This is a genomic window from Variovorax boronicumulans, assembly GCF_009811375.1.
GTDB classification, from domain to species: Bacteria; Pseudomonadota; Gammaproteobacteria; order Burkholderiales; family Burkholderiaceae_C; genus Variovorax; species Variovorax boronicumulans.
On the sequence record NZ_BKDH01000005.1, the window covers coordinates 199,161 to 225,282 of the forward strand.

The window sequence follows — 26,122 nt, forward strand, 5'->3', positions numbered from 1 at the left end:
TGGATAGAGAGAGAAAGGAAGAAAGAAAGAAAACCGAAAACGCCTGCCGTTCAGACCGGGTAGTAGCGCAACCTGCGCGCCGCCATCTCGCGCATGCGCGCCGTGGGCACATACGGCGCGCCGAGCGCCGCATGTTTGTCGCACAGCGCGACCACGCGGTCCAGCCCCAGCCAGTCGGCGTACTTGAGCGCGCCGCCCGCGTAGGCCGGAAAGCCCACGCCGAGCAGCAGCGCCATGTCGAGCTCGGCCGGCGTGGCGACCACGCCGTCTTCGAGCGCGTGCGCGGCCTCGACCACCATCGGCAGCATCATGCGTTCGACGATCTCCGCATCGGCAAAATCGCACCGCCCTTGCGGTTGCAGCGTGGCGACCAGCGCATGCGCCTCGGGCGCGGCCGACTTGCGCGGGCGGCCCGTGGGGTCGTTCTCGTAGCGGTAGAAACCCGCGCCGTTCTTCTGGCCGTAGCGCTTGTTCGCCACCATCAGCTTCACGGCGTTGCGTTCCAGGGCCGGCATGCGCTGCGGGTAGCCCGCGGCGATCACGTCGCCCACGTGCGCGCCCACGTCCATGCCCACCACGTCCTGCAGGTAGGCCGGTCCCATGGGCCAGCCGAAGGCTTCCATCGCGCGGTCGACCGCCTCGAAGTCGGCGCCATCGGCCACCAGCTGCACGAAGGCGTTGATGTACGGCGTGAGGATGCGGTTGACCAAAAAGCCCGGGCAGTCCTTCACCACGATGGGCGTCTTGCCCATCGCGACGGCATAGCCCACGGCGGTGGACACGGCGGCATTGCTGGTCTTCGCGCCCTGGATCACTTCCACCAGCTGCATCACCGGCACGGGGTTGAAGAAGTGCATGCCGACGAAGTCTTCAGGTCGCGCAAGCGGCTGGGCGATGTCGTCGATGCGCAGGCTCGAGGTGTTCGAGGCGATCACGGTGCCGGGCTTGACGCTGCCTTCCAGCGCGGCCAGCACCTTGCGCTTGACCTCGAGGTTCTCGACCACGGCCTCGACCACGCAGTCCACCGTGTCGAAGCCGGCCTCGTCGAGCTGCGGCACGATCGACGCTTGAATGGCATCGGCCTTGGCCTGCGCGAGCCGACCGTTCTTCACCTGCTTGGCGAGCTGCTTGCTGGCCTCGGCCATGCCCAGGTCAAGCTGCGGCTGCGCGATGTCCTTCATGCGCACCGGCGTGCCGCGCAATGCGCTGGTGTAGGCGATGCCACCACCCATGATGCCGGCGCCGAGCACGGCCGCCTGCTTCACCGGACGGCCTTCGCGGGCGTGGCGCTTGTAGAGCTTCTTGAGCGCCTGGTCGTTGAGAAAGGCCTGCACCAGCGAGGCGGCGGCCTGCGTCTTCGCGACGCGGCCGAAGGCGGCCGACTCGAGGTCGAGCGCGCCCGCGCGGTCGCGGCCGGCGGCCTCGGCCATCATTTCGAGCGCGATGACGGCGGCGGGCTGGTGCTTGCCGCTGCGCGCCACCACCTGCGTGCGCGCGGCCTCGACCAGCGCACCGGCCTCCTGCTTCGACAGCGTCAGCGGCGCGCGCTTGCGTTGCTGCGCGGCCTGCCAGTCGATCTCGCCGCGCGCCGCGCGCTGCAGCAGCGCGAGCGCACGGTCGCGCAGGGCCTCGGGCGCGGCGACCTCGTCGGTCACGCCCGCGGCCAGCGCGGCCGGCGCCTTGGACGGCTTGCCGCTCGCCACCCAGTCGATGGCCGTGGCCAGCCCCGCCAGGCGCGACAGCCGCACCGTGCCGCCGAAGCCCGGGAACAGGCCCAGCTTCACCTCGGGCACGCCGACCTGGGCCGTGTCGGCCATCACGCGCAGCGGCGCGAGCATCGCCAGCTCCAGCCCGCCGCCGAGCGCGAAGCCGTTGATGGCGACCACGCTGGGCACCTTCAGGTCTTCGAAGGCGTTGAACAGCTCGTTGCTGGCGCGCACGCCGCGCGCGATGTCGGCCTCGGCCTGCTGGAAGGTGGCGCCGAACTCGGTGATGTCGGCGCCGACGATGAACACGTCTTTCGCGCTCGTCACCAGCACGCCGCGCACATCGGGCGAGGCCGCGATGCGCTCGGTGGCCTGGCGGAACTCGTCGACGGTGCGCGCGTCGAGCTTGTTGATGGCCTCGCCGCGCCGGTCGAAGCGCAGCTCCACCAGCCCGTCCTGCAACGGCAGGACTTCGATACTTTCGCCTTGGAACAAAGGGGTCTCCTCGCGGCCGGCGACGCGCCAGCCTGTGGGAAAAAGTTTAGGGACGCGCCCTGCGCGCAGGCATCGTCCGAAGCGACGATTACAGGCGGCCGCGCGCCTGCAGGTAGTCGCGCACCGCCTCGGCGGCGGGGTCGCCGACCACGGCGAACTCGTCGGTGAAGAAGATCGGCGAGGCGGCCAGGTCGATGAAGCGGCGCTCGTCCGCGAGCAGCTCGGCGCTCGCGCGGCGGGCTTCCTCGCGCCGCGCACCGGTGCGCGCTTCGAGGCTGTCCCACCACAGCTCGGCCACGCCGTCGAAGGGCGCGGGGCTGCCGCGCGGCACGGCCAGCGGCTGCACGAGTGCGTCGTCGAGCGTGTGCGACTGCACGTAGCGCCGCAGGCCCAGCACCTCGGCGCGCTCGGCGATGAGCGGCGCGTGCACGTGTCGCCAGTGGTGCTGGAACTGCGCGCGGTCCAGGTGCGGCAAGCGCCGCAGGCAGAAGACGAGCTTGATCATCGGCGCACCCGGATCAGGCCTTCCTGCGCCACCGAGGCCACGAGCCGGCCGGCGCGGTCGAACAGCGCGCCACGACAGAAGCCGCGCGCATGCTCGGCCGAGGGCGAATCGGCGTCGTACAGCAGCCAGTCGTCGCAGCGGAAATCGCGGTGGAACCACATCGCGTGGTCCAGGCTCACGCCCTGCACGCCGGGTTGCTGAAAGGCCAGGCCGTGCGGCTGCATCGCCACACCCATGAAGCTGTAGTCGGAGGCATAGGCCAGCATCGCCTGGTGCAGCAGCGGGTCGTCGGGCAACGCGTCGGCGGTGCGCAGCCAGAGCTGGCTGTGCGGTGGGCGCGGGCCGGCCGTGACCGGATCGCGCGGGTCGACGTAGCGGAACTCGATGGGCCCTTCCACGCGCACGCGCGGGCCGGCGCGAGGCGTGAGCGTTTCGGGCGGCGGCGCCTCGGGCATCGCGCACTGGTGCGACACGCCCTCCTCGCGCCGGTGGAACGAGGCCGACATGTGGAAGATCGGCTCGCCATGCTGGATGGCGACCACGCGCCGCGTGGTGAAGCTCGCGCCGTCGCGGATGCGGTCGACGTCGTAGACGATGGGCGCGGCCTTGTCGCCCGCGCGCAGGAAGTAGCCGTGCAGCGAATGCGCCGCATGCCCGTCGACCGTGCGGGCCGCGGCCATCAGCGCCTGCCCGAGCACCTGGCCGCCGAAGACGGCGGGCGCGCCGATGTCGGTGCTGGTGCCGCGAAACAGGTTCTTCTCCAGTTGTTCGAGCTGCAGCTGGGCGACCAGCGACTGCAGCGCTTGCGCGCGGCCTGGGCTCACGCGGCGTGCTCCACGGGATAGAACGCCGTGTTCGATTGCGCGCGCTGGCGCAGCGCGGCCGTGGGCTTGAAGCGCTCGCCGTGGCGCTGTGCGAGTGCATCGCAGCGCGCGACGAAGGCCGCGAGGCCGACGGTCTCGATGTACGAGAGCGTGCCGCCGGTCCAGTCGGGATAGCCCAGCGCAAGCACGGCGCCGAGGTCGGCCTCGACCGGATGCTTCAGCACGCCTTCTTCGAGGCAGCGCACCGCTTCGAGCGCGAGCAGCGACAGCAGGCGCTCGCCGACAGCGCGCGCGTCGGGCTGCGCTGCAGCGGCTTGTCCCGTCGTTGCATCGGCAACCAGCGGACTCTCGCCCAGCCCGGCCTGCCGCGCGGCGTTCGCGATCAGCGCAGGCGACACGCCCTCGCTCAACAGCGCCGCACCCTCACTGCGGTACAGCTGCCGCAGCCGTTCGACATACGCAGCATTGACCGTACTCAAGTCACCCTTGCGCCGCAGCGCCGCGCCCCGGTTCACGAACAGCGTGCGCATCAGGTTGCGCGCCACCGGGCCGGCCAGCAAGGGACCGAAGCACTGCGCCTCGACCGCCAGCCCCGCGTCCATCGGCAGCTGCGTGCCTTCGTACACCGCCGACAGGATGGCCAGCGGCGCCGGCAGCTGGTCGTGCGTATCACGCCGCACCTGCGCCAGCGTGGCGCCGAAGCTCGCGCCCGCGTGCGGTGCGAGTGCGCCCGCGCCGCCAGGCACCTGGAAGCCCTTCACGTCCCACGGCTGCTGGCCGGCCTCGGGATGGTCGAGCACCCAGCGACGCGCGACCTGCACGAGCTGGTCGGCCGGTGCGAGCGCATCGACCATGCCCAGCGCCAGCGCCTCGGCCGGCGCCACATGCTGGCCCGACAGCAGCAGCGGCAGCGCGCGCGCAATGCCGATCAGGCGCGGCAGCCGCTGCGTGCCGCCGCCCACCGGCAGCAGGCCGACCGTGACTTCGGGCAGGCCGACCACCGCGCGCGCTTCGTCGAGCAGCACGCGGTGGTGGCAGGCCAGCGCCAGCTCGAAGCCGCCGCCCAGCGCCACGCCGTTGATGGCCACCGCCACGGGCTTGCCGCAGCGCTCCAGCTCGCGCAGCGCGCGCCCGCCGGGTGCGATCGCCTCGATGGCCTCGGCCGCGCCACCGCCCGTGGCATGGAAGCCCACGAGGTCCTTCAGGTCGGCCCCGGCCATGAAGCCGCTGGCCTTGCCCGAGGTGATGACGGCGCCGCGCACGTCGGCGCGCTGCGCGATCTGCACCACGGCCTCGCGCAGTTCGGCCGTGAAGCCGGGCGTGAACACGTTCATCGGCCGCTCGGGCACGTCGAGGGTGAGGAGCGCGACGCCGTCGGCATCGACCTCGAATCGGATGTGGGAAGGCATAGGAAAAAAGGAAAGAGAAGACGTGCTGCTCAGACGCGCTCGATCACCAGCGCGGTCGACTGCCCCGCCGCCGCGCACAGCGTGACCAGGCCCAGGCGCGCGTCGCGCCGCTCCAGCTCGTCGAGCAGCGTGCCCGTGAGGATCGCGCCGGTCGCGCCCAGCGGGTGGCCCAGTGCGATGGCGCCGCCGTTCACGTTGATGCGCGCGGGGTCGATGTCGAAATGGCGCGCATAGCGCATCGGCACCACCGAGAAGGCCTCGTTCACTTCGAACAGGTCGATGTCGCCGATGCTCAGGCCGCAGCGCGCCAGCAGGCGCTCGGTGGCGGGCATCGGGCCGCCCAGGCTCAGCAGCGGTTCGTCGGCGCACGAGGCGCTGCCGACGATGCGTGCGCGCGGCTTCAATCCGTTGCGCGTGCCGTAGTCGCGGTTGCCCATGAGCACCGCGCAGGCGCCGTCGACGATGCCGCTCGAATTGCCGCCTGTGTGGATCGGCGCGATGTGCGACAGCTGCGGGTAGCGCTGCAGCAGGATGGCTTCGTAGCCCTGCGCGGCCACGCCGGCGAAGGCGGGCTTGAGCTTGGCGAGGTCGGCCATCGTGGTGCCGGGGCGGTTGGCCTCGTCCTTCGCGAGCACGGTGCGCCCGAGCCGGTCGCGCACGGGCACGAGCGAGCGGTCGAAGCGGCCCTCGGCCTGCGCCACGGCGGCGCGGCGCTGGCTTTCCACCGCGTAGGCATCGACCGCCTCGCGGTCCACGCCGTCGAGCATGGCCGTCAGGTCGGCCGCCACGCCGTTGGGGATGTAGGGGTAGCGCTGGCCCACGGCGGGGTCGGTGTAGACCGCGCCGCCGTCGCTGCCGATGGTCACGCGCGACATCGACTCCACGCCGCCGCCGATCACCGCGTCGGCCTGGCCCGAGGCCACGAGGCCGAAGCCCATCTTGAGCGTGTCGAGCGCCGAGGTGCAGAAGCGGTTGAGCTGGAAGCCGACCACGCTGTCGCCGTAGCCCGCCGACAGCAGCGCGACGCGCGCGATATCGGCGCCCTGCTCGCCCACCGGCATCACCACGCCCAGGCCCACGTCCTCGATCTGCGCGGGGTCGAGTGCATGGCGTTCGCGCAGCGCCTGCAGCACCTGCGTGGCCAGCTGCACCGGCGTGATGGGGTGCAGCGCACCGTCGGCGCGCCCCTTGCCGCGCGGCGTGCGCACGTGGTCGTAGATGAAAACGTCGTCGGTCATGGGCAGGGCGCTGCCCGGGTGCGCAAGGCCACCGGATGCAGGGGAATTCAGTTTGTCTGCGGCCAGTTTAGGAAGCAGAATCGGTTGCCGGAATCGTCGGAAGCGACGGAATTTCCAGGCACTCACTCCCCCTTCGCGATGCCTGCTCCTGCCCCCGTTCCCCCTTCCTCGCTCCGGATTCTCGAGACCAAGCTCAACCCGCCGGCCTTCGTGGCCACGCAGGTGCCGCGCACCGCCATCAGCGAAGAAATCGCGGCCGCGACCGTCAAGCTCGTGCTGGTGCGCGCACCCGCCGGCTTCGGCAAGACCACCGCCATGGCGCAGATCCGCGAGCGCATGGACGCGCAGGGCATCGCCACCGCCTGGCTCACGCTCGACCGCGCCGACAACGACGTGTCGCGCTTTCTCAACTGCTTGGCCGAGGCCGTGCAGCGCATCGGCGTGGACGAGCCCGCAAGCCACGCGCCCTTCGACGCCGTGGCCGCGCTGGCCGCGCACGACTCGCCCTTCACGCTCTTTCTCGATGACTTCGAGGTGGTGCAGGAGCCCGCCGTGCTCGGCCTCGTGCGCGAGCTGGTGGAGCACCTGCCGCGGCGCGGGCAGATCGTGATCGGCTCGCGCAGCCTGCCCGACCTCGGGCTGGGCCGGCTGCGCGCGCGCGGCCAGCTCATCGAGATCGACACCGACCGGCTGCGCTTCTCGCTGGAAGAAACCAGCGCCTTCATCGGCCTGCGCCAGGCGCATGCGCCGCACGCCGCCGCGCAGCCGCCGCAGGCGCTGCCGGCCGACCTGCTCTCGCAGCTGCACCGCAAGACCGAAGGCTGGGTGGCGGCCATCTGGCTGGCGTCGATGGCGCTGGAGCGGCACGGCATCGAGACCGGCTTCATCGAGCGCTTCTCGGGCTCCGACCGCGCCGTGGCCGACTACCTGGCCGAAGACGTGCTCGCGCACCAGCCGCCCGAGATCCACGACTTTCTGCTGCGCACGAGCATCCTGCGCCAGCTCGACGCCTCGGTGTGCCAGGCGCTCAACCCGCGCGGCGACAGCGCCGTCATCCTGGAGCAGCTGGCCGCCGCCAACCTGTTCCTCACGCCCGTGAGCGGCGATGCTGGCGGCGAGGTGCGCGCGTGGCGCTACCACAGCCTCTTCGCCGATTTCCTGCGTGCGCAGCTGGCGCGCGAGCGGCCCGGCGAACTCGCGCGGCTGCACCTCGCAGCCTCGGGCTGGTACGAGTCGCACGGCCGGCCCGTGCCCGCCATCGACCACGCCATCGAAGGCGGCGACCATCCGCACGCGCTCACGCTGCTCGACAGCTACGCCGAGCAGTTCCTCGAGCAGGGCCGCATGCGCATGCTGGCGCGCTGGTTCTCGGCCATCCCTGAACATCAGCTGCGCGAGCACCCGTTTTTGCAGCTCATCGCGCTGTGGGCCACCTGCTTCACGCACGGCCCGTGGGACGCCATGCGCCTGCTCGAACAGTCGGGCTGCCTCGACAGCCCCATTCCCGAGGTGCGCGCCAACGCTCACACGCTCATTCCGCTGCTGCTGGCGATGGAAGACCAGCACGATGCTGCGTATGAAGCCGGCCGCGAAAGCCTTGCGCGCCTGCCCACCGGGCTGGCCTTTGCCGAGGGCGTGCTGCTCAACGCCATGGCCCACATCCTCGCCGTGCGCGGCGACCAGCGCGAGGCGCAGCGCCTGCTCGAGGCCGCGCGGCGCGAGCAGGGCAACAGCACCTTCAACCGCATGTACACCGAGTCGCTGGCGGGCCTGTTCGACCTCACCGAAGGTCGGCTGCGCCAGGCCACCGCGCGGCTGCGCATGGCGGTCGATTCGACGCATGCCGTGTCGTACAACCACAGCCACGGCAACGCCTGGGCCGGTGTGCTGTACGCGGGCGCCGTGTACGAGACCAACCAGCTGGTGCAGGCCGAGCACCTGCTGAACGTGTACCTGCCGCTGGCGCGCGACGTGGGCCTGCCCGACCACATGATCCTGAGCCACGTCATGCGCTCGCGCATCGCGTTCCACGCGGGCGACATCGACGCCGCGTTCCAGGCCCTGACCGAACTCGAATACCTCGGCCACCACCGCCAGCTGCCGCGCGTGGTCGCGGGCGCCAAGCTGGAGCGCGCCCACATGCTGCTGTTGCAGGGCAACGGCCCCGCCTCGCGCGACGAGCTGCAGCGCGCCGACGACCCCGAGCTGTGGGAGCGCGAGCGCCGTCAGCGCCTGCCCGCGCACGACCTCGACTACCTCGCGCTCGCGCGGGCGCGCTGGGACATCGCCTTCGGCGACGCGCGCGCGGCCCTCACCGTGCTCGACGCCGAGCTGCACGCCGCCGTGGCCGCCAACCGCAACCGCCGCGCGCTCAAGCTGCGCGTGCTGCGCGCGCTGGCGCTGCAGCGCGCGGGCGACCTCGCCACCGCCATCGAAGAGATCGGCGCCGTGCTGCAGGCCGCGAGCCAGGAAGGCTTCGTGCGGCTGATCCTCGACGAAGGCCCGGCCGTGGGCACGCTGGTGCACCGCTATGCCGCCGCCATGCAGCAGGAAGCGGGTGCCGTGGCGCCCGTGCTGCGCAGCGACCCGATCCTGGCCGACTACCTGCAGCGGCTGCTGCAGGTGCTGGGCCCGCCGCCCTCGCCGATCGACGCCGAGGCGCCCTCGGGCGACGCCACCAAGGAGCCGCTCACGCGCAAGGAGATCCGCGTGCTGCAGCTCCTGGCCGAGGGCTACTCGAACAACGCCATGGGCGAGAAGCTGTTCGTGTCGGAGAGCACGGTGCGCACGCACCTGCGCAACATCCACATGAAGCTGGGCGCGAAGCGGCGCACGGAGGCGGTGGCGATTGCGCGCAAGCTGGGCGTGATCCGCTAGCCCCAAAAAAAGGGCCCGCCCGCCGACACATGGCAGACGGGCCCAAACCCTCGCCTTTCGTCAGAACGACACGTTCAGATTCGCCTTCACCGACTGGTCGCGCGCCTTGCCGCCGAACTGGCCGCCGTAGGCCACGCCGAAGGTCGCGCGCGGCGAGAACGCGAAGTCCATGCCGAGTTGCAGCACCGCCGCGTTCTTCGCCACCGCGACGCCCGCGATGTCCGAGAAGCCCGTGGCGCCCGGCAATGCGACGCTGGTGAAGGGCGTCAGGTCGCCGTAGGCGCGGCGCCAGCCGACCATGCCCTTGAGCGTGGCGTCGACATTGCCCAGGCGCACCGCGGTCGATGCGCGCAGGCCCAGCGTCGACAGGCCGACGTTCGCGCTGCCGCTGCGCGCCTGCAGCGCCGCCCACGTGCCGCGCTCCGAGAACGCGTCGGTGTGCAGCGTGACGTGCGCCAGGTTCGCGAAGGGCTCCAGTGCCACGTCGCCGGCGGCCAGGCTGTAGCCCACTTCGCCGAAGACCTGCGTGGTCGATGCGTCGTGGTTGCTCTTGAGCGAATCCGACAGGCCCGCCACGCGCGCCTGGCGTGTGGTGTCCACGTCGTGCCGCGCATAGGCTGCGCCGGCGCGCAGGGCCCACGGGCCGAGCGTGGTGCCGCCGTACAGGCCCAGGTGGTAGCTGGTGGCATCGCCCGAAGATGAACGCGCGTCCACGTCGAACTTGCTGCGGCTGTAGCCGCCGGTCACGCCCAGGCGCGCGTTGTCGCCCACGCGGGTGTCGCCGCCCATCAGCAGGCCGTCGACCGAGCGATCGAGGCGCGCGGCATTGCCGTCGCCGCGCGCACGGCCGGTCGAGTGCAGGGCCTGGCTCCAGAAGACGGCCTCGCCCGTGGTCGGTGCGGCCATGTGCGACTGGCCGGCGCCGTCGTTGATCTTGACCGGCGCCGTGGACGCGCCCGCCGTGCCGGCCGAGGCGCGCAGGCGCTCCATCGCGGCCTCGCGCACGAAGCGGCTGTCCTCGATGAGCGCCGTCTTCGCGGAGGCATGCACTTCACCCGACAGGCTGTCGAAGGCCGCGCGCGCGGCCGGCACGCTCTCCAGCTGCAACGCGGCGGCCAGTGCCGGGCTCCAGGGGGCGGCGCCATCGAGGTTCACGCCCATTGCGCGCTGGTTGCCCGACTGCGCGACCGACGCGAACGACACGTTGTTGCGCAGGGCTTCCGTGTAGACCTGCGTCGCGGTGTAGCCCAGCATCGGCGAGAGGAAGAGGTAGTCCTTGGCCACGCTGAAGTCGGCGAAGGTGCCGCTCACGCCGCCCTCGGCGTTCAGCAGCGTGTAGCGCGCGCCCAGAACGTAGCCGCCGAGCACGCGCACCGTGCCGCCTTCGAGCGTGGCCTGCCCGCTGACGTCGAACCGGTCGGCCTGCGCGTCGGTGCCGCTCAGTTCGGCCTCGAAGGTCGAACCGGGCGCGAAGCGGGCGTTGCCGGCCACGTGCAGCGTGCCGATGGAGTTGCCTGGCGCCACAACACCGCCCGCGGCGATGGTGGTGCTGCCGACCGTGCCGGTGCCCTGCAGGCGCCCGCCCGACAGCACGGCCATCGTGCCGCCCAGCGTGCCGTTCACCGACAACATGCCCTGCGCCACCGAGGTCTTGCCCGTGAAGGCGCCGGAGTCGCCGGTGAGCTCGAACCGGCCCGCGCCCGCCTTGACGAGACCGCCGCTGCCGCTGAAGCGGCCCGCGAATTGCGTCGACCGGTCGTTGCCGCCGGTGGTCAGCGTGCCGGTGCCCACGGCGACGTCGCCCGCGCCGGCCAGCGAGCCGATGGTGGCGTCGAAGCCGTTGAGGTCGAGCCTGGCCTTGCCGGCCACCGTGAACGCGCTGGCGTTCGACAAACCGGTGGCCGAGCCTGCGCGCAGCGTGCCGCCCTGCACCCAGGTCGCGCCGGCGTAGCTGTTGGCGCCGCTCAGCGTGGTGACGCCTTCGCCGGTCGTGCCGCCCGTGGTGCGCAGGTCGCCCGCGCCGGTGATGTTGTAGGTGAAGTCGTAGGCATCGCCGCGGTCGATGGCGAAGCTGGCGCCCGCGTCGATGGCCACGTGGCTGGTGATGGAACCGGTGGTGCCGCCCTCGCCCAGCGCGAGCTCGCCGGCTTGGACGTGCGTGTCGCCCGAATAGGTGTTGGTGCCCGTGAGCACCAGCCGCCCGGCACCGGCCTTCACGAGGCTGCCGCGGTAGTCTTCGTCGGTCTTGCTGCGCAGGTGGGTCAGGCGGTCCCAGTCGACGTTGGCCGCCCTCGCCTTGTCCTCGGCAGCCGCCATGATGTCATCCGTCGAAATCGTCAAGCTCAATTGAAGCGAGCTCCAGAGGGGACTTCCCGGCCTAACAATCTTGCGCATTTGATCGAAGAACTCGGCGCGGGATTTCGCAATCGGATTGGCCTTCGCGGCGGCCAGCGCCTCGGCGTAGTCGTCGCCCGACAGTATGGCCGTGCGCAGTGCCTCGAGCAGCACGACAGCCTCCTGACCCAAGGGCTTGAAAGCGTCCAGGGCCACCGGCCCCTTCATGAGCGCACCCAGGCGCGCGATCTCGGCGGCTTCTTCCTGCTTGCGCTGCACCAGCCCCGTCTCCGAGATGTCATTGCGCCACGTATCGGCCGTCCCGCCAGGCATGTCGATGACCGTGCGCTTGAGCAGCTGGCCCGGCCCCTTCATGGCGTTCTCGAGGTTGACGAGGCCCCAGCCGATCACCTCGTCGGGCGCCGCCTGGCGCGAGCCGTCGAGCTTGGTGGCCGTGGTGAGCAGCACCTGCAGCGCCTGCTCGTTGGTCATGTACGGAAAGCGCTCCATGATGATGCCCAGGGCCCCCGTGGCATGCGGCGCCGCCATCGAGGTGCCGGAGTAGGTCCCGTAGGCCCCGTCGAACACCGTGCTCGTGATGTCGCTCCCCGGGGTTGCCACGCACCAGTACTTGGCGATGCCGCACTTGTTGAGGGAGCCGTTCTGCTGGTAGCCCTTCTTGTCCCACCTTTCCATGGCGCCCGTCACCGTCAGCCAGTGCCCCTCCACGTCGGGCCTGAAATACGGCAGCGCCCCGCGCGCCGCCGGGTTGGCCTGCCCCTGGTTGTCGGCAGCGAACACCTGGATGACCCCTTCCTTGCCATCGGCCTGGGGCTTCGTGGCGTCGATCGCGGCATCGACCCAGGACGGCCCGCGCAGGTACTGCAGGTAGTCGGCGGTGACCGCATTCAGTGTGCTGAAATTCCGATTGCTCGGATTGCCCCAGCTGTTGTTGATGACCCGCACGCCCGCGTCGCGCATGCCCTGGTAGAGGTTGCGGAAGTTCTCGGTCGTGGCGTAGCGGTAGCTGTCCGGACTCAGCCCGGCACTCGACTTCAGCGCGTCTGGCGCATTGGTGTTGCCCACGAACACGTTGGCATTGAACGCCACGCCGTGCATGTTGTTCTGGATGTCCTGCCCGTCCCGGCTGGCGCCCACGGTGCCGGACACGTGGGTGCCGTGGAAACCGTAGCCCACGTCTTTGCCGTTGAGCACGGACCCATCCGCCGCGAACTCGCTGTACGCCCCGTTGGACGTCGCCGTCACCAGCGCCGTGAAGCGCGTGAGCGGCAATTCGCGCGTGTGGCGCACGTCGAAGCCCGAGTCGATCACGCCCAGCTTCACGCCCTTGCCGGTGAAGCCCGCCGCATAGGCGTACTCGGTCTTCATCGCCCCGAGCCCCCAGTCGGCCAGGAACTCCTTCGTGCGCCAGCTGGCCGGGTCGCCGATCATGCCGGGGTCTCCCGGATAGGCCTGTGCGCCGGCCGCGGTGGCCAGCATCGAACCCCACACGCACACGGCGGCGCGGGCCACGGCCCTGCGCTTGAACTTCGGTGATCTCGTCATGACGGAACGAACCCTCTCTGTCTTGGAATGGAATGAAAAGACCGTCGCCCTGCCGGTGAAGCCACGTCGTGAAGACGTCGCGCACGGGCCGGTTAACGGTCGTTAAATTCTGGAAAGAGGGGTCGTTCTTTGTGATCTCGTCGGGGCTTGTTCCGATACTTTGAAATCCTGACGCTGGAGTTTTTCCCTAGGTTCCGGCGCTTTCAGGCCGCCAGCCGCTGCCGCTTGTCCTGCGCGTCGCGCCCCGCAATGTGCTCGCGCGCGCGCTTCCAGTCCTCGTCCTGCCACTGCGACATGCGCGAGAAATTCCCGCCCGTGGCCTGGAACTGCGCGCCGTCGATGGCGATGGTCTGGCCGTTGACGTACTCCGAGCCCGGGCCGAGCAGGTAGGCCGCGAGGTTGGCCAACTCGGGCATGCGCCCGTTGCGCTCCATGGGATTGCGCTCGGCCTTGTGCTCGCCGCCGCCGGGGTTCAGGCGCGCGCTCATGCCCTCGGTGGGGAACAGGCCCGGCGCGATGGCGTTGAAGCGGATGCCGCGCCCGGCCCACTCGACCGCGAGCGACTGCGTCATGGCGTGCAGGCCGGCCTTCGACATGGCCGAGGGCACCGTGAAGGGTGAGCCGTTCCACACCCAGGTGGTGAGGATCGACAGCACCGACGCGGCCTTGCCTTCGGCCAGCCAGCGCTTGCCGCATTCGAGCGTCATGCAGAAGCTGCCGCGAAAGACGATGCTCGAAATGGCGTCGAAGGCGCGCGGCGACAGGTCTTCGGTGCGGCTCACGAAGTTGCCCGCGGCGTTGTTGACGAGGCCGTCGAGCGCGCCGCCGTCGGCCCAGATTTCATCGAGCATCTCGGTGATCTGCGCGTCGTGGCGGATGTCGCAGGTCTTGGGCGTCACGCGCCCGCCGTGCAGGTGCATCAGCTCGGCGGCGGTTTCTTCGAGCACGGGGGCGCGGCGCCCGCAGATGTAGACGTGGGCGCCGAGCAGCAGCAGCGCCTCGCTCATCACGCGGCCCAGGCCGCTGCCGCCACCGGTCACGAGGTAGCGGCGGCCGGCCAGCAGGCCGGGCTTGAACATCAGGTCGTCGAGGGTCATGGAAATCCTTGTGTGCGGTCCGTTGAAATTCGGAATGAAGCTCAGCGCCCCGTGTAGACGGGCGCGCGCTTCTCGAGGAAGGCGCTCATGCCTTCGCGGAAATCGCGGGTCTGGGTGCACAGCACCTGGTTGCGGTCTTCCATGGCGACGACCGCTTCCATGCTGCCGGCATCCACGGCGATGCCCAGCGCCTCCTTGGTCAGGCGCAGCGCCACGGGCGTCGCGTTGAGCATGTCGTCGGCCAGCGCCTGCGCCTCGGCCTGCAGCGCGGGCAGCGTGTCGACGCGGCTCACGAGGCCCAGCGCGTAGGCGCGCTGCGCGTCCATGAAACGGCCGGTGAGCATGTACTCGGCCGCGACCGAGCTGCCGACCATGCGCGGCAGGAAGTAGCTCACGCCCACGTCGCAGGCCGACAGGCCGATGCGGATGAAGGCCGCGTTCATGCGCGCGTCGGGCGTGGCCAGGCGCACGTCCGACGCCAGCGCGAGCGCAAAGCCGCCGCCGCTGGCCGCGCCCTGCACCACGCTGACGATGGGCTGCGGGCAGCGCCGCATGGCCAGCATGATGTCGCGGATGCCCTTCTGCTGTTCGAGCATGTCGGCCACGCCGAGGTCTTCGCCGCCCACCTGCTCCTTCAGGTCGAGCCCGGCGCAGAAGGCGCGGCCCGCGCCCTGCAGCACGACCACGCGCTCGGGGCTGCGTGCGCTCAGGCCTTCGAAGTACTCGCGCAGCGCGCGCACCAGCACCGGGTCGAGCGCGTTCAGGCGCTCGGGGCGGTTCAGCGTGAGCCAGGCGACCTCGCCGCGCCGCTCGACCTGCAGCACCTCGTTCATCGCCGTCACAGCGCGCGCGAGATCACTTCTTTCATGATCTCGTTGGTGCCGCCGTAGATGCGCTGCACGCGCCCGTCGGCGTACATGCGCGCCACCATGTACTCGGTCATGAAGCCATAGCCGCCAAAGAGCTGCAGGCACTCGTCGACCACGCGGCCCTGCGTCTCGGAGGCCCAGAGCTTGGCCATGGAGGCGGTGGCGGTGTCGAGCCGGCCGGCCACGAGGTCTTCCACGCAGCGGTCGATGAAGGCGCGGCCCACCTTGATTTGCGTGGCGATCTCGGCCAGCTTGAACTTGGTGTTCTGGAACTCGGCGATCGGCTTGCCGAAGGCCTTGCGGTCGCGCACATAGTCGAGCGTGGCCTGGTAGGCGCCTTCCATGGTGGCCAGCGCGTTCACGCCGATGATGGTGCGCTCGTACGGCAGGTCGCTCATGAGCTGGAAGAAGCCCTGTCCTTCCTGGCCGCCGAGCAGCGCATCGGCCGGCACGTGCACGTCGTCGAAGAAGAGTTCGGAGGTGTCCTGCGCCTTCATGCCGATCTTGTCGAGCACGCGGCCCACGCGGTAGCCCTCGCAGCCCTCGGTCTCCACGATGAGGATCGAGGTGCCCTTGGCGCCCTGCGTCGGGTCGGTCTTGGCCACGACCAGCACCACGCCCGCAAGGAAGCCGTTGGTGATGAAGGTCTTGGAGCCGCGGATGCGGTAGCTGCCGTCGGGCTGCTTCTCGGCGCGCGTGCGCACGCCCTGCAGGTCGGAGCCGGCGCCGGGCTCGGTCATGGCGATGGCGCCGACCAGCTCGCCGCGCGCCATGCGCGGCAGGTAGCGTTGCTTCTGTTCCTCGGTGCCGTGGTTCAGGAAGTAGTGCGCCACGATGGTGTGCACCGAGCTGGCCATGCCGCTCAATGCGCGGCGCGCCTTCTCCTCATAGAACACGGCCTCGTGGCGGAAGTCGCCGCCCGCGCCGCCGTAGGCCTCGGGAATGTCGGAGCACAGCAGGCCGAGCGCGCCGGCCTTGCGCCACACCTCGTGGCCGACGTGGCCGCGCTTGCGCGCCTCTTCGTCGTGCGGCACGACTTCGGTCTCGACGAAACGCACCACGTTGTCGCGGTACAGCTCCAGTTCTTCGTCGCTCCACGAGCGGCGGAAATCGATGGGCATGGGGTGTCCTTCAGTGTCTTGGAATGAGGGGAATGGGGTCAGCCGACGCGGCGTTCCTTGCCGGCCCAGAAGGGTTCTCGCAGCTGGAACTTCTGCAGCTTGCCGGCAGCCGAGAGCGGCAGCGCATCGCGGAACTCCACGCTGCGCGGGCACTTGTAGTTGGCGATCTGGTCGCGGCAATGGGCGATGACGTCGTCGGCCGTGAGCGGCATGCCTTCGCGCAACACGATCACGGCATGCACGCGCTCGCCCCACTTGTCGTCGGGCACGCCGATGACCGCGGACATCAGCACCTGCGGCATCTGGGCGATGGCGTTCTCGACCTCGGCCGAGTACACGTTCTCGCCGCCGCTCACGATCATGTCCTTCATGCGGTCGACCACGAACAGCAGGCCGTGCTCGTCCATGTAGCCGCCATCGCCGGTGTGCATCCAGCCGCCGCGCAGCGCGGCCTCGGTCTCGGCGGGCTTGTTCCAGTAGCCCTTCATGACCATCGGGCCGCGCGCGACGATCTCGCCGACCTGGCCGGGGGGCAGCTCGTTGTCTTCGCCGTCGACGATGCGGATCTCGGCCACGGGCACCGGCGTGCCGGCCGCGCGCAGCAGGCGGTTGCGATCGGGGCCGGGCAGATGGAAGTGCGGCATCAGCACGGCCACGGTGGGCGACAGCTCGGTCATGCCGTAGGCCTGCGAGAAGCTGGTGGCGGGCAGCGCGGCCATGGCCTGCTCGAGCAGCGCGACGTCGATGGGCGCGGCGCCGTACAGCAGCATCTGCAGGCTCGACAGGTCGAACTCGGCAAAGCGCGGGTGCTCGATCACGCGCTTGATCATGGTGGGCACCAGGAACATCTCGGTGGCGCGCGCGGCCTGGATGGCCTGCAGGATCGCCACCTCGTCGAACATCGGCACCACGTGCTGCGGCACCAGCCGCAGGATGCTCTGCAGCGACAGCCCGCAGCCGGCCACGTGGAACATGGGCACGGCGATGACCACGGCGGCGTTGCGCGTCTCGCGCGGCACCGCGGCCACCGAGCTCAGCGCGTTGATGTAGAGGCTGCCGTGCGTGAGCATCACGCCCTTGGGCCGGCCGGTGGTGCCGCCGGTGTACATGATGGCGGCCAGCTCGTCGGCGCTGTGCGGGGCGTCGTCGATGGGCTGCGCATCGGCCAGCAGCGCCTCGTAGCCGACCATGCCCTCGGGCACGGGACCGTCGCCGCAGTACACCACGGTGCGCAGCGACGTCGAAAGCTTGCGCAGCTCGCCGGCCATGGGCGCGAACAGGTCATCGACCAGCAGGATGCGTGTGTCGCAGTCGTCCAGCGAGTAGGCGACCTCCTTCGGGTTCCAGCGGATGTTCACCGGGTTGATGATGCCGCCGCCCCACCAGGTGCCGAAGAAGAACTCGACGAAGCGGTGCGAGTTGAGGCTCATCATGCCGACGCGGTCGCCGCGCGCCATGCCGAGCTGCTGCAGCACGGCGCCCAGGCGCGCCACGCGGTCGGTGAGGGTCGCGAAGTCCAGGCGGTGGTTGCCGCAGACCACGGCGGTCTCGCGGGCCTTCTCGCGGCGGCCCTTGTGCAGGGGCTGGGTGAGGAACATGGTGTCGTCTCCTTGGTGGTTTTTTTCGTCAGGCAACCCGGCGTGCGTGGCCGGCCCAGTGCGGCTCGCGCAGGCGGTACTTCATGACCTTGCCGGCGCCCGAGATCGGCAGCGCGTCGACGAACGCGACGCTGCGCGGGCACTTGTAGCCGGCGATCAATTCACGGCAATGGGCGATGAGCGCGTCGGCATCCGCTTCGGTGCCAGGCTTGCGCACCACCACCGCATGCACGGCCTCGCCCCAGCGCTCGTCGGGCACGCCGATGACGGCGGCGGCGGCCACGGTGGGGTGGCGCGCGAGGGCGCCCTCGACCTCGGCGCAGTAGATGTTCTCGCCGCCGCTCACGATCATGTCCTTGTAGCGGTCGACGATGAAGACGAAGCCGTCGTCGTCCATGCGGGCGGCGTCGCCGGTGTGCATCCAGCCGCCCTGCAGCGCGGCGGCCGTCTGCTCGGGCAGGTTCCAGTAGCCCTGCATCACGCACGGGCTGCGCACCGTGAGTTCGCCCACGGTGCCGCGCGGCACCTCGCGGCCGTCGCCGTCGCACACGCGCAGGTCGATGCCCGAGAGCGCCTGCCCGGCCGAGGCCAGTTTGCCGAGCTTGCGGCCTTCGGGCGAGTGGTAGTGGCGCGTGAGGTAGCTCACGCCGGCCGACAGCTCGGTCATGCCGTAGCCCTGCGCGAACTCGGCCTGCGGGAAGGTGGCGAAGGCGCGCTCCAGCAGTGCCTCGGTGATCGGCGAGGCGCCGTAGCCCACGAAGCGCACGCTCGACAGGTCGGCCTGCGCGGTGCGCGGGTCGTCCACCAGCATCTGCAGCATGGCGGGCACGGCCATGAGGTTGGTGGCGCGGTCGCGCTCGATGGCGGCGAGCATGCCGTCCACCGAGAAGCCCGGCAGGATGATCTGCGCGCAGCCCATGAGCACGCCGCGCAGCAGGAACGACAGCCCCGCCAGATGAAAGAGCGGCGCCACCTGCAACAGCCGCGCGCTGTCGTCGAAGAAGGCGCCGAGCATCGACACCTGCGCATTGATCACCAGCGCCGCGTGGCTGAGCATCACGCCCTTGGGCCGGCCGGTGGTGCCGCCGGTGTAGAACACGCCGGCCAGGTCGTCGCCGCCGCGCAGCGCGTCGGGCACAGGCTCGCTCTCGCGGACCAGCGCTTCGCAGTCCGTCATGCCCGTGGGCGCCTGGCGCTCGCCCATGTAGACCCAGGTGGTGACGGCGCGCGCGGCGGCGCGCAGCGCGTCCGCCGTCGCCAGGAACTGGTCGTCCACGAACAGGATGTGCGTCGCGCAGTCGTCGAGGGAGTGCGCCATCTCGGCCACGCTCCAGCGCGTGTTGACCGGGTTGACCACGCCGCCGGCCCACCACACGGCCAGGTAGTACTCCAGCGTGCGGTCGGCGTTGAGCGCGAGCACGCCCACGCGGTCGCCGGGCTGCATGCCCAGGCGGCGCAGCCCGCCCGCCAGGCGCGCGACGCGCTCGCCGAGTTCGCCGTACGTGCGCGTGCGGCCCTGGAACACGGTGGCGACGGCGCGCGGGCTGCACTGCATGGCGCGGTGCAGGGCCTGCGTGAGGTACAGCGGCGGTGGCGTGGTGGGCATGGACAAGGCTCCTGTCGGTGCGGTGCGGAAATGCCATGCATGCGCGAACGCGCATGCCCGGAAAACAAGGACGTCAGCGGGCTTCGGCCACGGGCGCTGCCGCGCCCCAGCGCTTCAGCAGCGCGGGCCCGTCGTCGGGCGACACGGCCGGCGGCACGACCGGCGCGGTGCGGCTGAAGCGCGGCGCGGGCGCGGGCTGCACCACGCCGCCCACGGTGGCGAAGGTGCCGCGCGCCACGTTGTGCGGGTGCTGCGGGGCCTCGTCCCAGTCGAGCACGGGAGCGAAGCAGGCGTCGCTGCCTTCGAGCAGCACGCACCACTCGTCGCGCGTGCGGGTGCGGAACACGTCGGCCAGGCGCAGCTTGAGCAGCGGCCAGCGGTCGGCGTCCATCTGGGCGTCGAAGGCGGGGTCGTCGACCAGGCCGCAGCGCTCGCGCAGCAGGGCGTAGAACTGCGGCTCGATGGAACCGATGGCCACGTACTTGCCGTCGGCGCAGGCGTAGGTGTCGTAGAAGTGGGCGCCGCCGTCGAGCAGGTTCTCGCCGCGCTGGTTGCTCCACTGGCCGGCCGACTTGAAGCCGTACATCATGGCCGACAGCAGGGCGGCGCCGTCGGTCATGGCGGCGTCGACCACCTGGCCCTGGCCCGAGGCCTTGACCTCGTGCAGCGCGGCCAGCAGGCCGAAGGCCAGCAGCATGGCGCCGCCGCCGAAGTCGCCCACGTAGTTCAGCGGCGGCACGGGCGCCTCGCCCGAGCGGCCGATGGCGTGCAGCGCGCCGCTGATGGCGATGTAGTTGATGTCGTGGCCGGCCGCGTGCGCCAGCGGGCCGTGCTGGCCCCAGCCGGTCATGCGGCCGTAGACCAGGCGCGGGTTGCGCGCGTGGCATTCGGCCGGGCCCAGGCCCAGGCGTTCCATCACGCCGGGACGGAAGCCCTCGATGAGGATGTCGGCGCGCGCGATGGCGTCGAGCACCGGCGCGGCGGCGTCGGGGGCGCGCAGGTCGACCTCCCAGGTGCTGCGCCCGCGCGCCAGGATGTCGTGGGGGTCGCGCCGCGTGGCGGGGCGCGCGATGCGCAGCACCTCCGCGCCCATGTCGGCGAACAGCATCGCGCAAAAGGGGCCGGGGCCGATGCCGGCCATCTCGACGACCCGAAGTCCTTTCAGGGGTCCTGCCATGTGTGTCTCCTCTGGCGCGCACCCGGCGGCCTGTTGTGTGAAGGCATCTTGGCGCGCGGGCGCCGCCGTCGCATCGTCGGAAGCGACGAAAGCGCGGAAAGACGTTTCAACGCCCCGTGAAGACGGGCGCGCGCTTGGCCGCGAAGGCGGCGGCGGCCTCGCGGAAATCCTCGGTTTTCAGCGCCAGCACCTGGGCGCGGTTCTCCACCTCGAGTGCGGCATCGAGGCTCGGCGCCTCGAGGTTGGCCCACATGAGCTGCTTGGTGTGGCGCGTGGCGTAGGGGCTGTTGCGCAGCACGTCGGCGGCCAGGGCGAGCGCGCGCGGCAACAGCGCCTCGTCGTCCACCAGCGCGGCGACGAGGCCGATGCGCTCGGCCTCGTCGGCCGGCACGGGGCGGCCCGTGAGCATGAGCTCGAAGGCGCGCGAGGCACCCACCAGCCGCGGCAGGTGGTAGCTGATGCCGCACTCGCCGGCCGTGAGGCCGATGCGCACCGCGCCCACATGGAACGACGCCGAGCGCGCAGCCACGCGGATGTCGGCGCCCAGCGTGAGCGCAAAGCCCGCGCCCACGGCCACGCCGTTGACGGCGGCGATCACCACCTTGTCGAGCGCGCGCAGCCGCCGCACCATGCCGGCGAACAGCTCCTGCCCCGCCATCAGGTCGGCCACCGAGGGCTCGCCGTCGAGCGGCCGGTCGTCGCGGCGCGTGAGCGGCGTCGTGAGGTCCCAGCCGGCGCAGAAGCCGCGACCCGCGCCGGTGAGCACCAGCACGCGCACGCTGTCGTCCTGCGCCAATGCGTCGAGCGCGGCGCACAGGCGCCGCACGGTGGGCTGGCTCAGCGCGTTGAGGCGCGCCGGGCGGTTCAGCGTGAGCAGTGCGATGCCTGCGCGGTTGCGGTCGATGAGGATGTCGCCTGCTTCGCTGTCGGGCATGGCTGTCTCTTTCTGGTTCAGCGACCGCTCCAGCGCGGCGCGCGTTTTTCGATGAAGGCGCGCGGACCTTCCTTGAAGTCTTCGCTCGCGGCCACGCGCTCGAAGGCGTCGCGCGTGAGGGCGCGCAGCGCGGCTTCGTCGAGCCCGCTGTTCGCCTCGCGCGCCACGCGCAGGCTCTGACGCACCGCCACCGGGCCGTTGCGCGCGATCTCGGCGGCCAGCGCCAGCGCGGCCTCGCGCAGCCCATCGACGTCGGGCACGAGGCGGTTGACCAGGCCGAAGCCGTGCGCGCGCTCGGCATCGAGCTGGCCGGCCGTGAGGATCAGTTCGAGCGCGATGTTGGGCGGAATGGCGCGCGGCAGCCGGTACAACCCGCCCGCCGCGGCGATCAGCCCGCGCAGCACCTCGGGCAGGCCGAAGGCGGCCTGCCGCACGGCCACGACGAGGTCGCAGGCCAGCACGAGCTCGGTGCCGCCGGCCAGCGCCTTGCCGTTGACGGCGGCGATCCACGGCTTGCTGCGCTCGCGGTACACGAAGCCCGCGAAGCCGCCACGCTCGGTGCGCAGCGCGCTGCCGCGCCCGGCCGACACCTCCTTCAGATCGGCGCCCGCGCAGAAGGCCTCGCGGCCGGCGCCGGTGAGCACCACGGCGCGGATGTCGTCGTCGGCCTCGGTGGCATCGACGGCGGCTTCGAGCCCCGACGCCACGTCGCCGTTGACGGCGTTGCGCGCCTCGGGGCGGTCGATGGTGACGAGGGCGACGTGGCCCGGCAGGCGTTCGACGGTGACTGCGCTCATGACACGCTCCAGTTCAAGAGATCGTCCGCACCCGCCGTCACCGTGCCGACGCACCCGACGGGGCTGCGGTCGAGGTCGGTCAGCACCTTCAGCGAGGCCGTGTCCGTGGCCTCGACGCGCGCCATGAGCCGTTCGCCGGCCGGCGTGCGTGCAATCACGATGCCCTGCGAGGGCTGGCCGTCGCGGCCGTAGACCACGGTGAAGGTCTCCAGCGTGGCGGCGCCCGCGTACTGCAGCACCAGCGGCGGCACCGGCCCGCGCCGCGCATCGGCGGCGGCCTGCACGTCGTAGTCGGGCTTCGGAAGCCCCTGCGGCGGCGGGCTGGAGCCCAGCACCAGCGCGTGGTGCTTGGTGACGTACTCGCCCTGCCCGTAGAGCAGCGCCGCCTTGCCCTTCGGCGCGGCGCGCAGCGCGCGCACCAGGCCGGCGGCGGCGTGCGTCATGTAGTCGTTGAGCGGCGCACCGAAGAAGCTCAGGCCGCCGGTGGAGGTCATGCGCGCCTCGGGCGCCAGGCCCAGCGTGCGGCGCGCCATCTTGGGCACGATGGGGAAGCAGCTGTACAGCTCCAGCATCTCGAAGGCCGAAGCGTCGCCGCCGACCTGCGCGAGCACGGTTTCCATCACCAGGTCCTGCGCGTGCGAGCGGTGGTACTGGTCGCGCTGCAGGTAGTCGCGCGGCTCGCGCGCGGCAGCGCCGTCCCACACGTAGACCCAGCGGTCTTCGGGAATGCCGAGTTCGCGCGCATGGCCCACGCTGGTGAGCAGCACGGCCGCGCCCATGTTGACCAGCGGATTGGCCACCATGTGCTTGGTGTACGGCCAGGCGATGAGGCGGTTGGCCGCGTCGACGCGCGCGATGTCCTCGGGCGTGAAGGGCTTGCGCAGCCAGGCGTAGGGGTTGGCGGCGGCCACCTCGGAGTAGCGCGCCCACAGGCGCGACGACTCGTCCTGCGCCTGGCGCGGCGTCTGGCCCCAGTGGGCGAGCGCGGCGTTCTCGTAGAACGGGTAGATGGTGGTCGGCATGGCTGCGCCGAGCTTGATCGCCACGGGGTGGCAGATGTCGGTGCCGCGCACCAGCTTCACGCTGTCGTCGCGCGGGGTCCAGTCGAGCGGGATGCCGAGCTTGGCGGCAGCGTCCACCGTGTAGCGCGCCTCGGCGCCGGTGATGGCCGCCACCTGGCTCTCGCCGCGCGCGATGCGCAGCGCGGCCTCGTGGATGTAGCGCACCGGCGACTCGCCACCGGTGACGCCGTAGACACTGCGCGCCGGGCTGCAGCCCAGCCGTTCGTTGAGCAGCGCGGGCGCGTCGGTGTAGGGCCACGAGTACTCGCAGACGACGTCGAGCGAGTCGAGGCCGGCCAGCAGCGCGGCGGCGCCGCTGTCCTGTGCGGCAGCACGCATGGCGCGCGCCATCAGCTCGATGGGTTCGAGGCCTTCGGCGGCCTCCTTGGTGCGGTGCGTGATCTCGCCGACGCCGACGATGACCGGCGTGCGATCGTCCAGTGCTGTCATGAGGTTAGTGTTGTGAGAGGGGTTGTTGTTGCTGAAGCTGCGCCACGCGGCGCAGGTGCCACGCGGGCGGGCCGAACTGGCCTTCGATGAGGGTGGCGCGGCGCACGTAGTGGCCGACGGCGAGTTCTTCGGTCATGCCCATGCCGCCGTGCAGCTGCACCGCGCCCTGCCCCACGGCGCGGCAGGCCTTGGCGACCGCGACCTTGGCGGACGAGACGGCGCGAGCGCGCGAGGCCGCATCGGCGCCCGCGGCCAATGCCTCGCCCACGCTGGCGGTGAGCGCGTCGGCCTGTTCGAGCGCCATGTGCATGTCGGCGAGCCGGTGCTGCAGCACCTGGAAGCTGGAGATCGGCACGCCGAACTGCTTGCGCTGGCGCACGTAGTCGAGCGTGTCGCGCATCAGCCGGCGCAGGATGCCGATGGACTCGGCGCAGACGGCGAGCGTGGCCTCGTCGAGTGCCTGCTCGATCTGCGGCAGCGCTGCGCCTTCCTCGCCGAGCAGTGCGTCGGCGTTCAGGCGCACCGCGTCGAAGGCGATGTCGGCCGCGCGACCGCCGTCGCGCGTGCGGTAGGCGCGCAGTTGCACGCCGGGCGTGTCCTTGGGCACGACCAGCAACGACAAGCCCTTGTCGCTGCGCGCCGTGACGATGACATGGCTGGCCCACGGCGCGGCCTGCACCACGGCCTTTCGGCCGTCGAGCCGCAGCCGGCCGTCGGCCTCGCGCACGAGCGTCGTGCGCACGTCGTCGCGTGCATGGCGGCTGTGCGGCTCGTCGTGCGCGAAGGCCAGCACGGCCTGCCCGGCGACGACGCGCGCGAGCAGCGCATCGGCCATCGCGCCCGGATGGCGCTGCAGCAGGCCGGCGCCGATCACCAGCGTGGACAGATACGGCTCGGCCGCGAGCGCGCCGCCCAGCGTGGGCAGCAGCGCAAGGTGCGCGGCCAGGCCAAGGCCCAGTCCGCCCTGCGATTCGGGCAGGGCCGCGCCCAGCAGCCCGAGGTCACTTGCCAGGCCTTGCCAGAACGGTGGCGGTGCATCGTCGGCAGCGGCCAGCGCATGAAGCCGCTGCTCGAAACCGTGTTGGTCGTCGAGGTAGCGCGCGAGGCTGTCGCGCAGCATCGCGAGGGTATCGTCTTGGTCGGTGAGGGTGGTCATGGCAAGCGGGCCTCAGCGTGATTGCAGCAATTGCGCGGCGATGATGTTGCGCTGCACTTCGTTGGAGCCGGCGTAGATCGACGCGGCGCGGTCGTTGAGGTAGGCCGACATCGAGAACACCGCCTCCTCGGGCACGGCCAGCGCGCCTTGCAGGCTGTCGTCCAGCGGCAGGTCGGCCGCCGCGTAGTGCGCGGCGATCTCCACACCGAGTTCCGTCAGGCGCTGGCGCAGCTCGGAGCCCATCACCTTGCCCATCGAGGGCCGGATGCCGTGCGGCTCGCCGCGGGCCTGGGCGCGCAGCGACTGCAGCTCGGTGGCCTCGACGGCATCGATGGCGCAGTCCATCTCGGCCAGGCGCAGCGCCATCTCGCGCGCCTCGTCGGCGGCGGTGTCGCCCGCGGCAGCAAAGGCGCTGTCGGCCGCAGCGCGCAACCGGCGCAGGCGCGCGCGCAGCATCGGCGCCCAGGCCCCGCCGCGCTCGTGCTGCAGCAGGTATTTGGCCACCGTCCAGCCCTGGTTCTCCTCGCCGATGAGGCCGCTGGCGGGCACGCGCACGTCGTCGAAGAACACCTGGTTGAGCTCGTGGTCGCCCGAGATGCTGATGATCGGGCGGATGGTCAGGCCGGCCTGGGGGATGTCGAAGCACAGGAAGCTGATGCCCTGCTGCGCCTTGCCGCCCGAGGCGGTGCGCACGAGGCAGAACATGCGGTTGGCGTACTGCGCGTGGGTGGTCCAGATCTTGGTGCCGTTGATGACGTAGTCGTCGCCGTCGCGCACCGCCTTGCATTGCAGCGAGGCCAGGTCGGAGCCCGACTGCGGCTCGGAGTAGCCCTGGCACCAGTAGTCCTCGCCCGAACGGATGCCCGGCAGCCAGGCCTGCTTCTGCGCCTCGGTGCCGAAGGCGATGATCACCGGAGCCACCATGCCGGGGCCCATGGGCGCGCGCGGCGGCGCGTCGGCCGCGGCCAGCTCGCTGGCGAAGAGGTAGTGCTGCATCGGCGTCCAGCCGGTGCCGCCGTGCTCTATCGGCCAGTGCGGCACGCTCCAGCCGCGTTGGGCCAGCACGCGGTGCCAGCGGTTGCCGTCGGCGTAGTCGGTGAAGATGCCGGAGCAGCGACGCCCTGCGGCACGCAGCTCAGGCGTCAGCTCGCGCGCGAGAAAGTCGCGAACCTCGTCGCGAAACGCGGTCTCCGCCGCGCTGAGGGTCCAGGCCATGGTGTTGTCTCACAGGGTTCACACCCGGCAAGTGTGCGGCGCGCGCGCCGGCGCGGCATCGTCGGATCGGACGAACGTGGGCGCCCC

Annotated in this window: 18 protein-coding genes; 1 reads left to right on the top strand and 17 read right to left on the bottom strand. The window is 71.2% G+C overall.

Features of this window, described 5'->3' with window-relative positions:
• Window positions 1-50: 50 nt before the first annotated feature.
• The 5 genes from fadB to VHAB30_RS28240 all read right to left on the bottom strand — a co-directional run bounded on the left by fadB (window position 51) and on the right by VHAB30_RS28240 (window position 6,177).
• Window positions 51-2,201, bottom strand: a complete 2,151-nt coding sequence (gene fadB / locus VHAB30_RS28220; protein WP_159279378.1) for a fatty acid oxidation complex subunit alpha FadB — start codon at window positions 2,199-2,201, stop codon at window positions 51-53.
• Between the two features lie 88 nt (window positions 2,202-2,289).
• A complete protein-coding gene (locus VHAB30_RS28225; protein WP_159279379.1) occupies window positions 2,290-2,706 on the bottom strand; it encodes an EthD domain-containing protein in 417 nt (138 codons plus the stop codon).
• Window positions 2,703-3,530, bottom strand: coding sequence for an acyl-CoA thioesterase (locus VHAB30_RS28230; protein ID WP_159279380.1), 828 nt, complete (start codon window positions 3,528-3,530; stop codon window positions 2,703-2,705). Before VHAB30_RS28230 ends, VHAB30_RS28225 begins: the two co-directional genes overlap by 4 nt.
• Window positions 3,527-4,939 (bottom strand): enoyl-CoA hydratase-related protein, encoded by a 1,413-nt coding sequence (locus VHAB30_RS28235; RefSeq protein WP_159279381.1) that lies wholly within the window; start codon window positions 4,937-4,939, stop codon window positions 3,527-3,529. The genes VHAB30_RS28230 and VHAB30_RS28235 overlap by 4 nt, the downstream gene beginning before the upstream one ends.
• A 29-nt stretch (window positions 4,940-4,968) precedes the next feature.
• Window positions 4,969-6,177 carry an acetyl-CoA C-acetyltransferase gene (locus VHAB30_RS28240; protein WP_159279382.1) on the bottom strand — a complete coding sequence of 403 codons (1,209 nt, stop codon included), beginning with the start codon at window positions 6,175-6,177 and terminating at the stop codon, window positions 4,969-4,971.
• A gap of 138 nt (window positions 6,178-6,315) precedes the next feature.
• On the opposite strand from VHAB30_RS28240, the gene VHAB30_RS28245 reads away from it, so the two are divergent.
• Entirely contained in the window at window positions 6,316-9,054 is a 2,739-nt protein-coding gene (locus VHAB30_RS28245; protein WP_062478179.1) for a LuxR C-terminal-related transcriptional regulator, read from the top strand.
• Between the two features lie 60 nt (window positions 9,055-9,114).
• On the opposite strand, the gene VHAB30_RS28250 is transcribed toward VHAB30_RS28245, so the two are convergent.
• The 12 genes from VHAB30_RS28250 to VHAB30_RS28305 form a co-directional block, all read right to left on the bottom strand.
• Complete coding sequence (locus VHAB30_RS28250) at window positions 9,115-12,954, bottom strand: autotransporter domain-containing protein (RefSeq protein WP_159279383.1); 3,840 nt, start codon at window positions 12,952-12,954, stop codon at window positions 9,115-9,117.
• Window positions 12,955-13,157: 203 nt separating this feature from the next.
• Window positions 13,158-14,051: an SDR family oxidoreductase gene (locus VHAB30_RS28255; protein ID WP_159279384.1), complete on the bottom strand. Its 894-nt coding sequence runs from the start codon at window positions 14,049-14,051 to the stop codon at window positions 13,158-13,160.
• A 41-nt stretch (window positions 14,052-14,092) separates the two neighbouring features.
• Window positions 14,093-14,884 carry an enoyl-CoA hydratase/isomerase family protein gene (locus tag VHAB30_RS28260; RefSeq protein ID WP_159279486.1) on the bottom strand — a complete coding sequence of 264 codons (792 nt, stop codon included), beginning with the start codon at window positions 14,882-14,884 and terminating at the stop codon, window positions 14,093-14,095.
• A gap of 5 nt (window positions 14,885-14,889) precedes the next feature.
• Window positions 14,890-16,041 carry an acyl-CoA dehydrogenase family protein gene (locus tag VHAB30_RS28265; RefSeq protein WP_095947975.1) on the bottom strand — a complete coding sequence of 384 codons (1,152 nt, stop codon included), beginning with the start codon at window positions 16,039-16,041 and terminating at the stop codon, window positions 14,890-14,892.
• A 38-nt stretch (window positions 16,042-16,079) separates the two neighbouring features.
• Window positions 16,080-17,639, bottom strand: coding sequence for a long-chain-fatty-acid--CoA ligase (locus VHAB30_RS28270; protein WP_159279385.1), 1,560 nt, complete (start codon window positions 17,637-17,639; stop codon window positions 16,080-16,082).
• Between the two features lie 28 nt (window positions 17,640-17,667).
• Window positions 17,668-19,245, bottom strand: a complete 1,578-nt coding sequence (locus VHAB30_RS28275; RefSeq protein ID WP_235926954.1) for an acyl-CoA synthetase — start codon at window positions 19,243-19,245, stop codon at window positions 17,668-17,670.
• A gap of 73 nt (window positions 19,246-19,318) precedes the next feature.
• Entirely contained in the window at window positions 19,319-20,422 is a 1,104-nt protein-coding gene (locus VHAB30_RS28280; RefSeq protein WP_159279386.1) for a CaiB/BaiF CoA transferase family protein, read from the bottom strand.
• Between the two features lie 106 nt (window positions 20,423-20,528).
• Complete coding sequence (locus tag VHAB30_RS28285) at window positions 20,529-21,356, bottom strand: enoyl-CoA hydratase/isomerase family protein (RefSeq protein WP_159279387.1); 828 nt, start codon at window positions 21,354-21,356, stop codon at window positions 20,529-20,531.
• A gap of 17 nt (window positions 21,357-21,373) precedes the next feature.
• On the bottom strand, window positions 21,374-22,153 hold the full coding sequence (locus VHAB30_RS28290; protein WP_159279388.1) for an enoyl-CoA hydratase-related protein: 780 nt from the start codon (window positions 22,151-22,153) through the stop codon (window positions 21,374-21,376).
• On the bottom strand, window positions 22,150-23,664 hold the full coding sequence (locus tag VHAB30_RS28295; RefSeq protein WP_159279389.1) for an acetyl-CoA acetyltransferase: 1,515 nt from the start codon (window positions 23,662-23,664) through the stop codon (window positions 22,150-22,152). The genes VHAB30_RS28290 and VHAB30_RS28295 overlap by 4 nt, the downstream gene beginning before the upstream one ends.
• 4 nt (window positions 23,665-23,668) lie before the next feature.
• Window positions 23,669-24,820, bottom strand: a complete 1,152-nt coding sequence (locus VHAB30_RS28300; RefSeq protein ID WP_159279390.1) for an acyl-CoA dehydrogenase family protein — start codon at window positions 24,818-24,820, stop codon at window positions 23,669-23,671.
• Between the two features lie 12 nt (window positions 24,821-24,832).
• A complete protein-coding gene (locus VHAB30_RS28305; protein WP_159279391.1) occupies window positions 24,833-26,035 on the bottom strand; it encodes an acyl-CoA dehydrogenase family protein in 1,203 nt (400 codons plus the stop codon).
• Between the last annotated feature and the right edge of the window lie 87 nt (window positions 26,036-26,122).

Excerpts from the sequence above, each read along its gene's own strand:
- VHAB30_RS28225 (WP_159279379.1), bottom strand. The coding sequence starts at position 2,706 with ATGATCAAGCTCGTCTTCTGCCTGCGGCGCTTGCCGCACCTGGACCGC.
- VHAB30_RS28235 (WP_159279381.1), bottom strand. The coding sequence starts at position 4,939 with ATGCCTTCCCACATCCGATTCGAGGTCGATGCCGACGGCGTCGCGCTC.
- VHAB30_RS28240 (WP_159279382.1), bottom strand. The coding sequence starts at position 6,177 with ATGACCGACGACGTTTTCATCTACGACCACGTGCGCACGCCGCGCGGC.
- VHAB30_RS28245 (WP_062478179.1), top strand. The coding sequence starts at position 6,316 with ATGCCTGCTCCTGCCCCCGTTCCCCCTTCCTCGCTCCGGATTCTCGAG.
- VHAB30_RS28250 (WP_159279383.1), bottom strand. The coding sequence starts at position 12,954 with ATGACGAGATCACCGAAGTTCAAGCGCAGGGCCGTGGCCCGCGCCGCC.
- VHAB30_RS28255 (WP_159279384.1), bottom strand. The coding sequence starts at position 14,051 with ATGACCCTCGACGACCTGATGTTCAAGCCCGGCCTGCTGGCCGGCCGC.
- VHAB30_RS28260 (WP_159279486.1), bottom strand. The coding sequence starts at position 14,884 with ATGAACGAGGTGCTGCAGGTCGAGCGGCGCGGCGAGGTCGCCTGGCTC.
- VHAB30_RS28265 (WP_095947975.1), bottom strand. The coding sequence starts at position 16,041 with ATGCCCATCGATTTCCGCCGCTCGTGGAGCGACGAAGAACTGGAGCTG.
- VHAB30_RS28270 (WP_159279385.1), bottom strand. The coding sequence starts at position 17,639 with ATGTTCCTCACCCAGCCCCTGCACAAGGGCCGCCGCGAGAAGGCCCGC.
- VHAB30_RS28275 (WP_235926954.1), bottom strand. The coding sequence starts at position 19,245 with ATGCCCACCACGCCACCGCCGCTGTACCTCACGCAGGCCCTGCACCGC.
- VHAB30_RS28280 (WP_159279386.1), bottom strand. The coding sequence starts at position 20,422 with ATGGCAGGACCCCTGAAAGGACTTCGGGTCGTCGAGATGGCCGGCATC.
- VHAB30_RS28285 (WP_159279387.1), bottom strand. The coding sequence starts at position 21,356 with ATGCCCGACAGCGAAGCAGGCGACATCCTCATCGACCGCAACCGCGCA.
- VHAB30_RS28290 (WP_159279388.1), bottom strand. The coding sequence starts at position 22,153 with ATGAGCGCAGTCACCGTCGAACGCCTGCCGGGCCACGTCGCCCTCGTC.
- VHAB30_RS28295 (WP_159279389.1), bottom strand. The coding sequence starts at position 23,664 with ATGACAGCACTGGACGATCGCACGCCGGTCATCGTCGGCGTCGGCGAG.
- VHAB30_RS28300 (WP_159279390.1), bottom strand. The coding sequence starts at position 24,820 with ATGACCACCCTCACCGACCAAGACGATACCCTCGCGATGCTGCGCGAC.
- VHAB30_RS28305 (WP_159279391.1), bottom strand. The coding sequence starts at position 26,035 with ATGGCCTGGACCCTCAGCGCGGCGGAGACCGCGTTTCGCGACGAGGTT.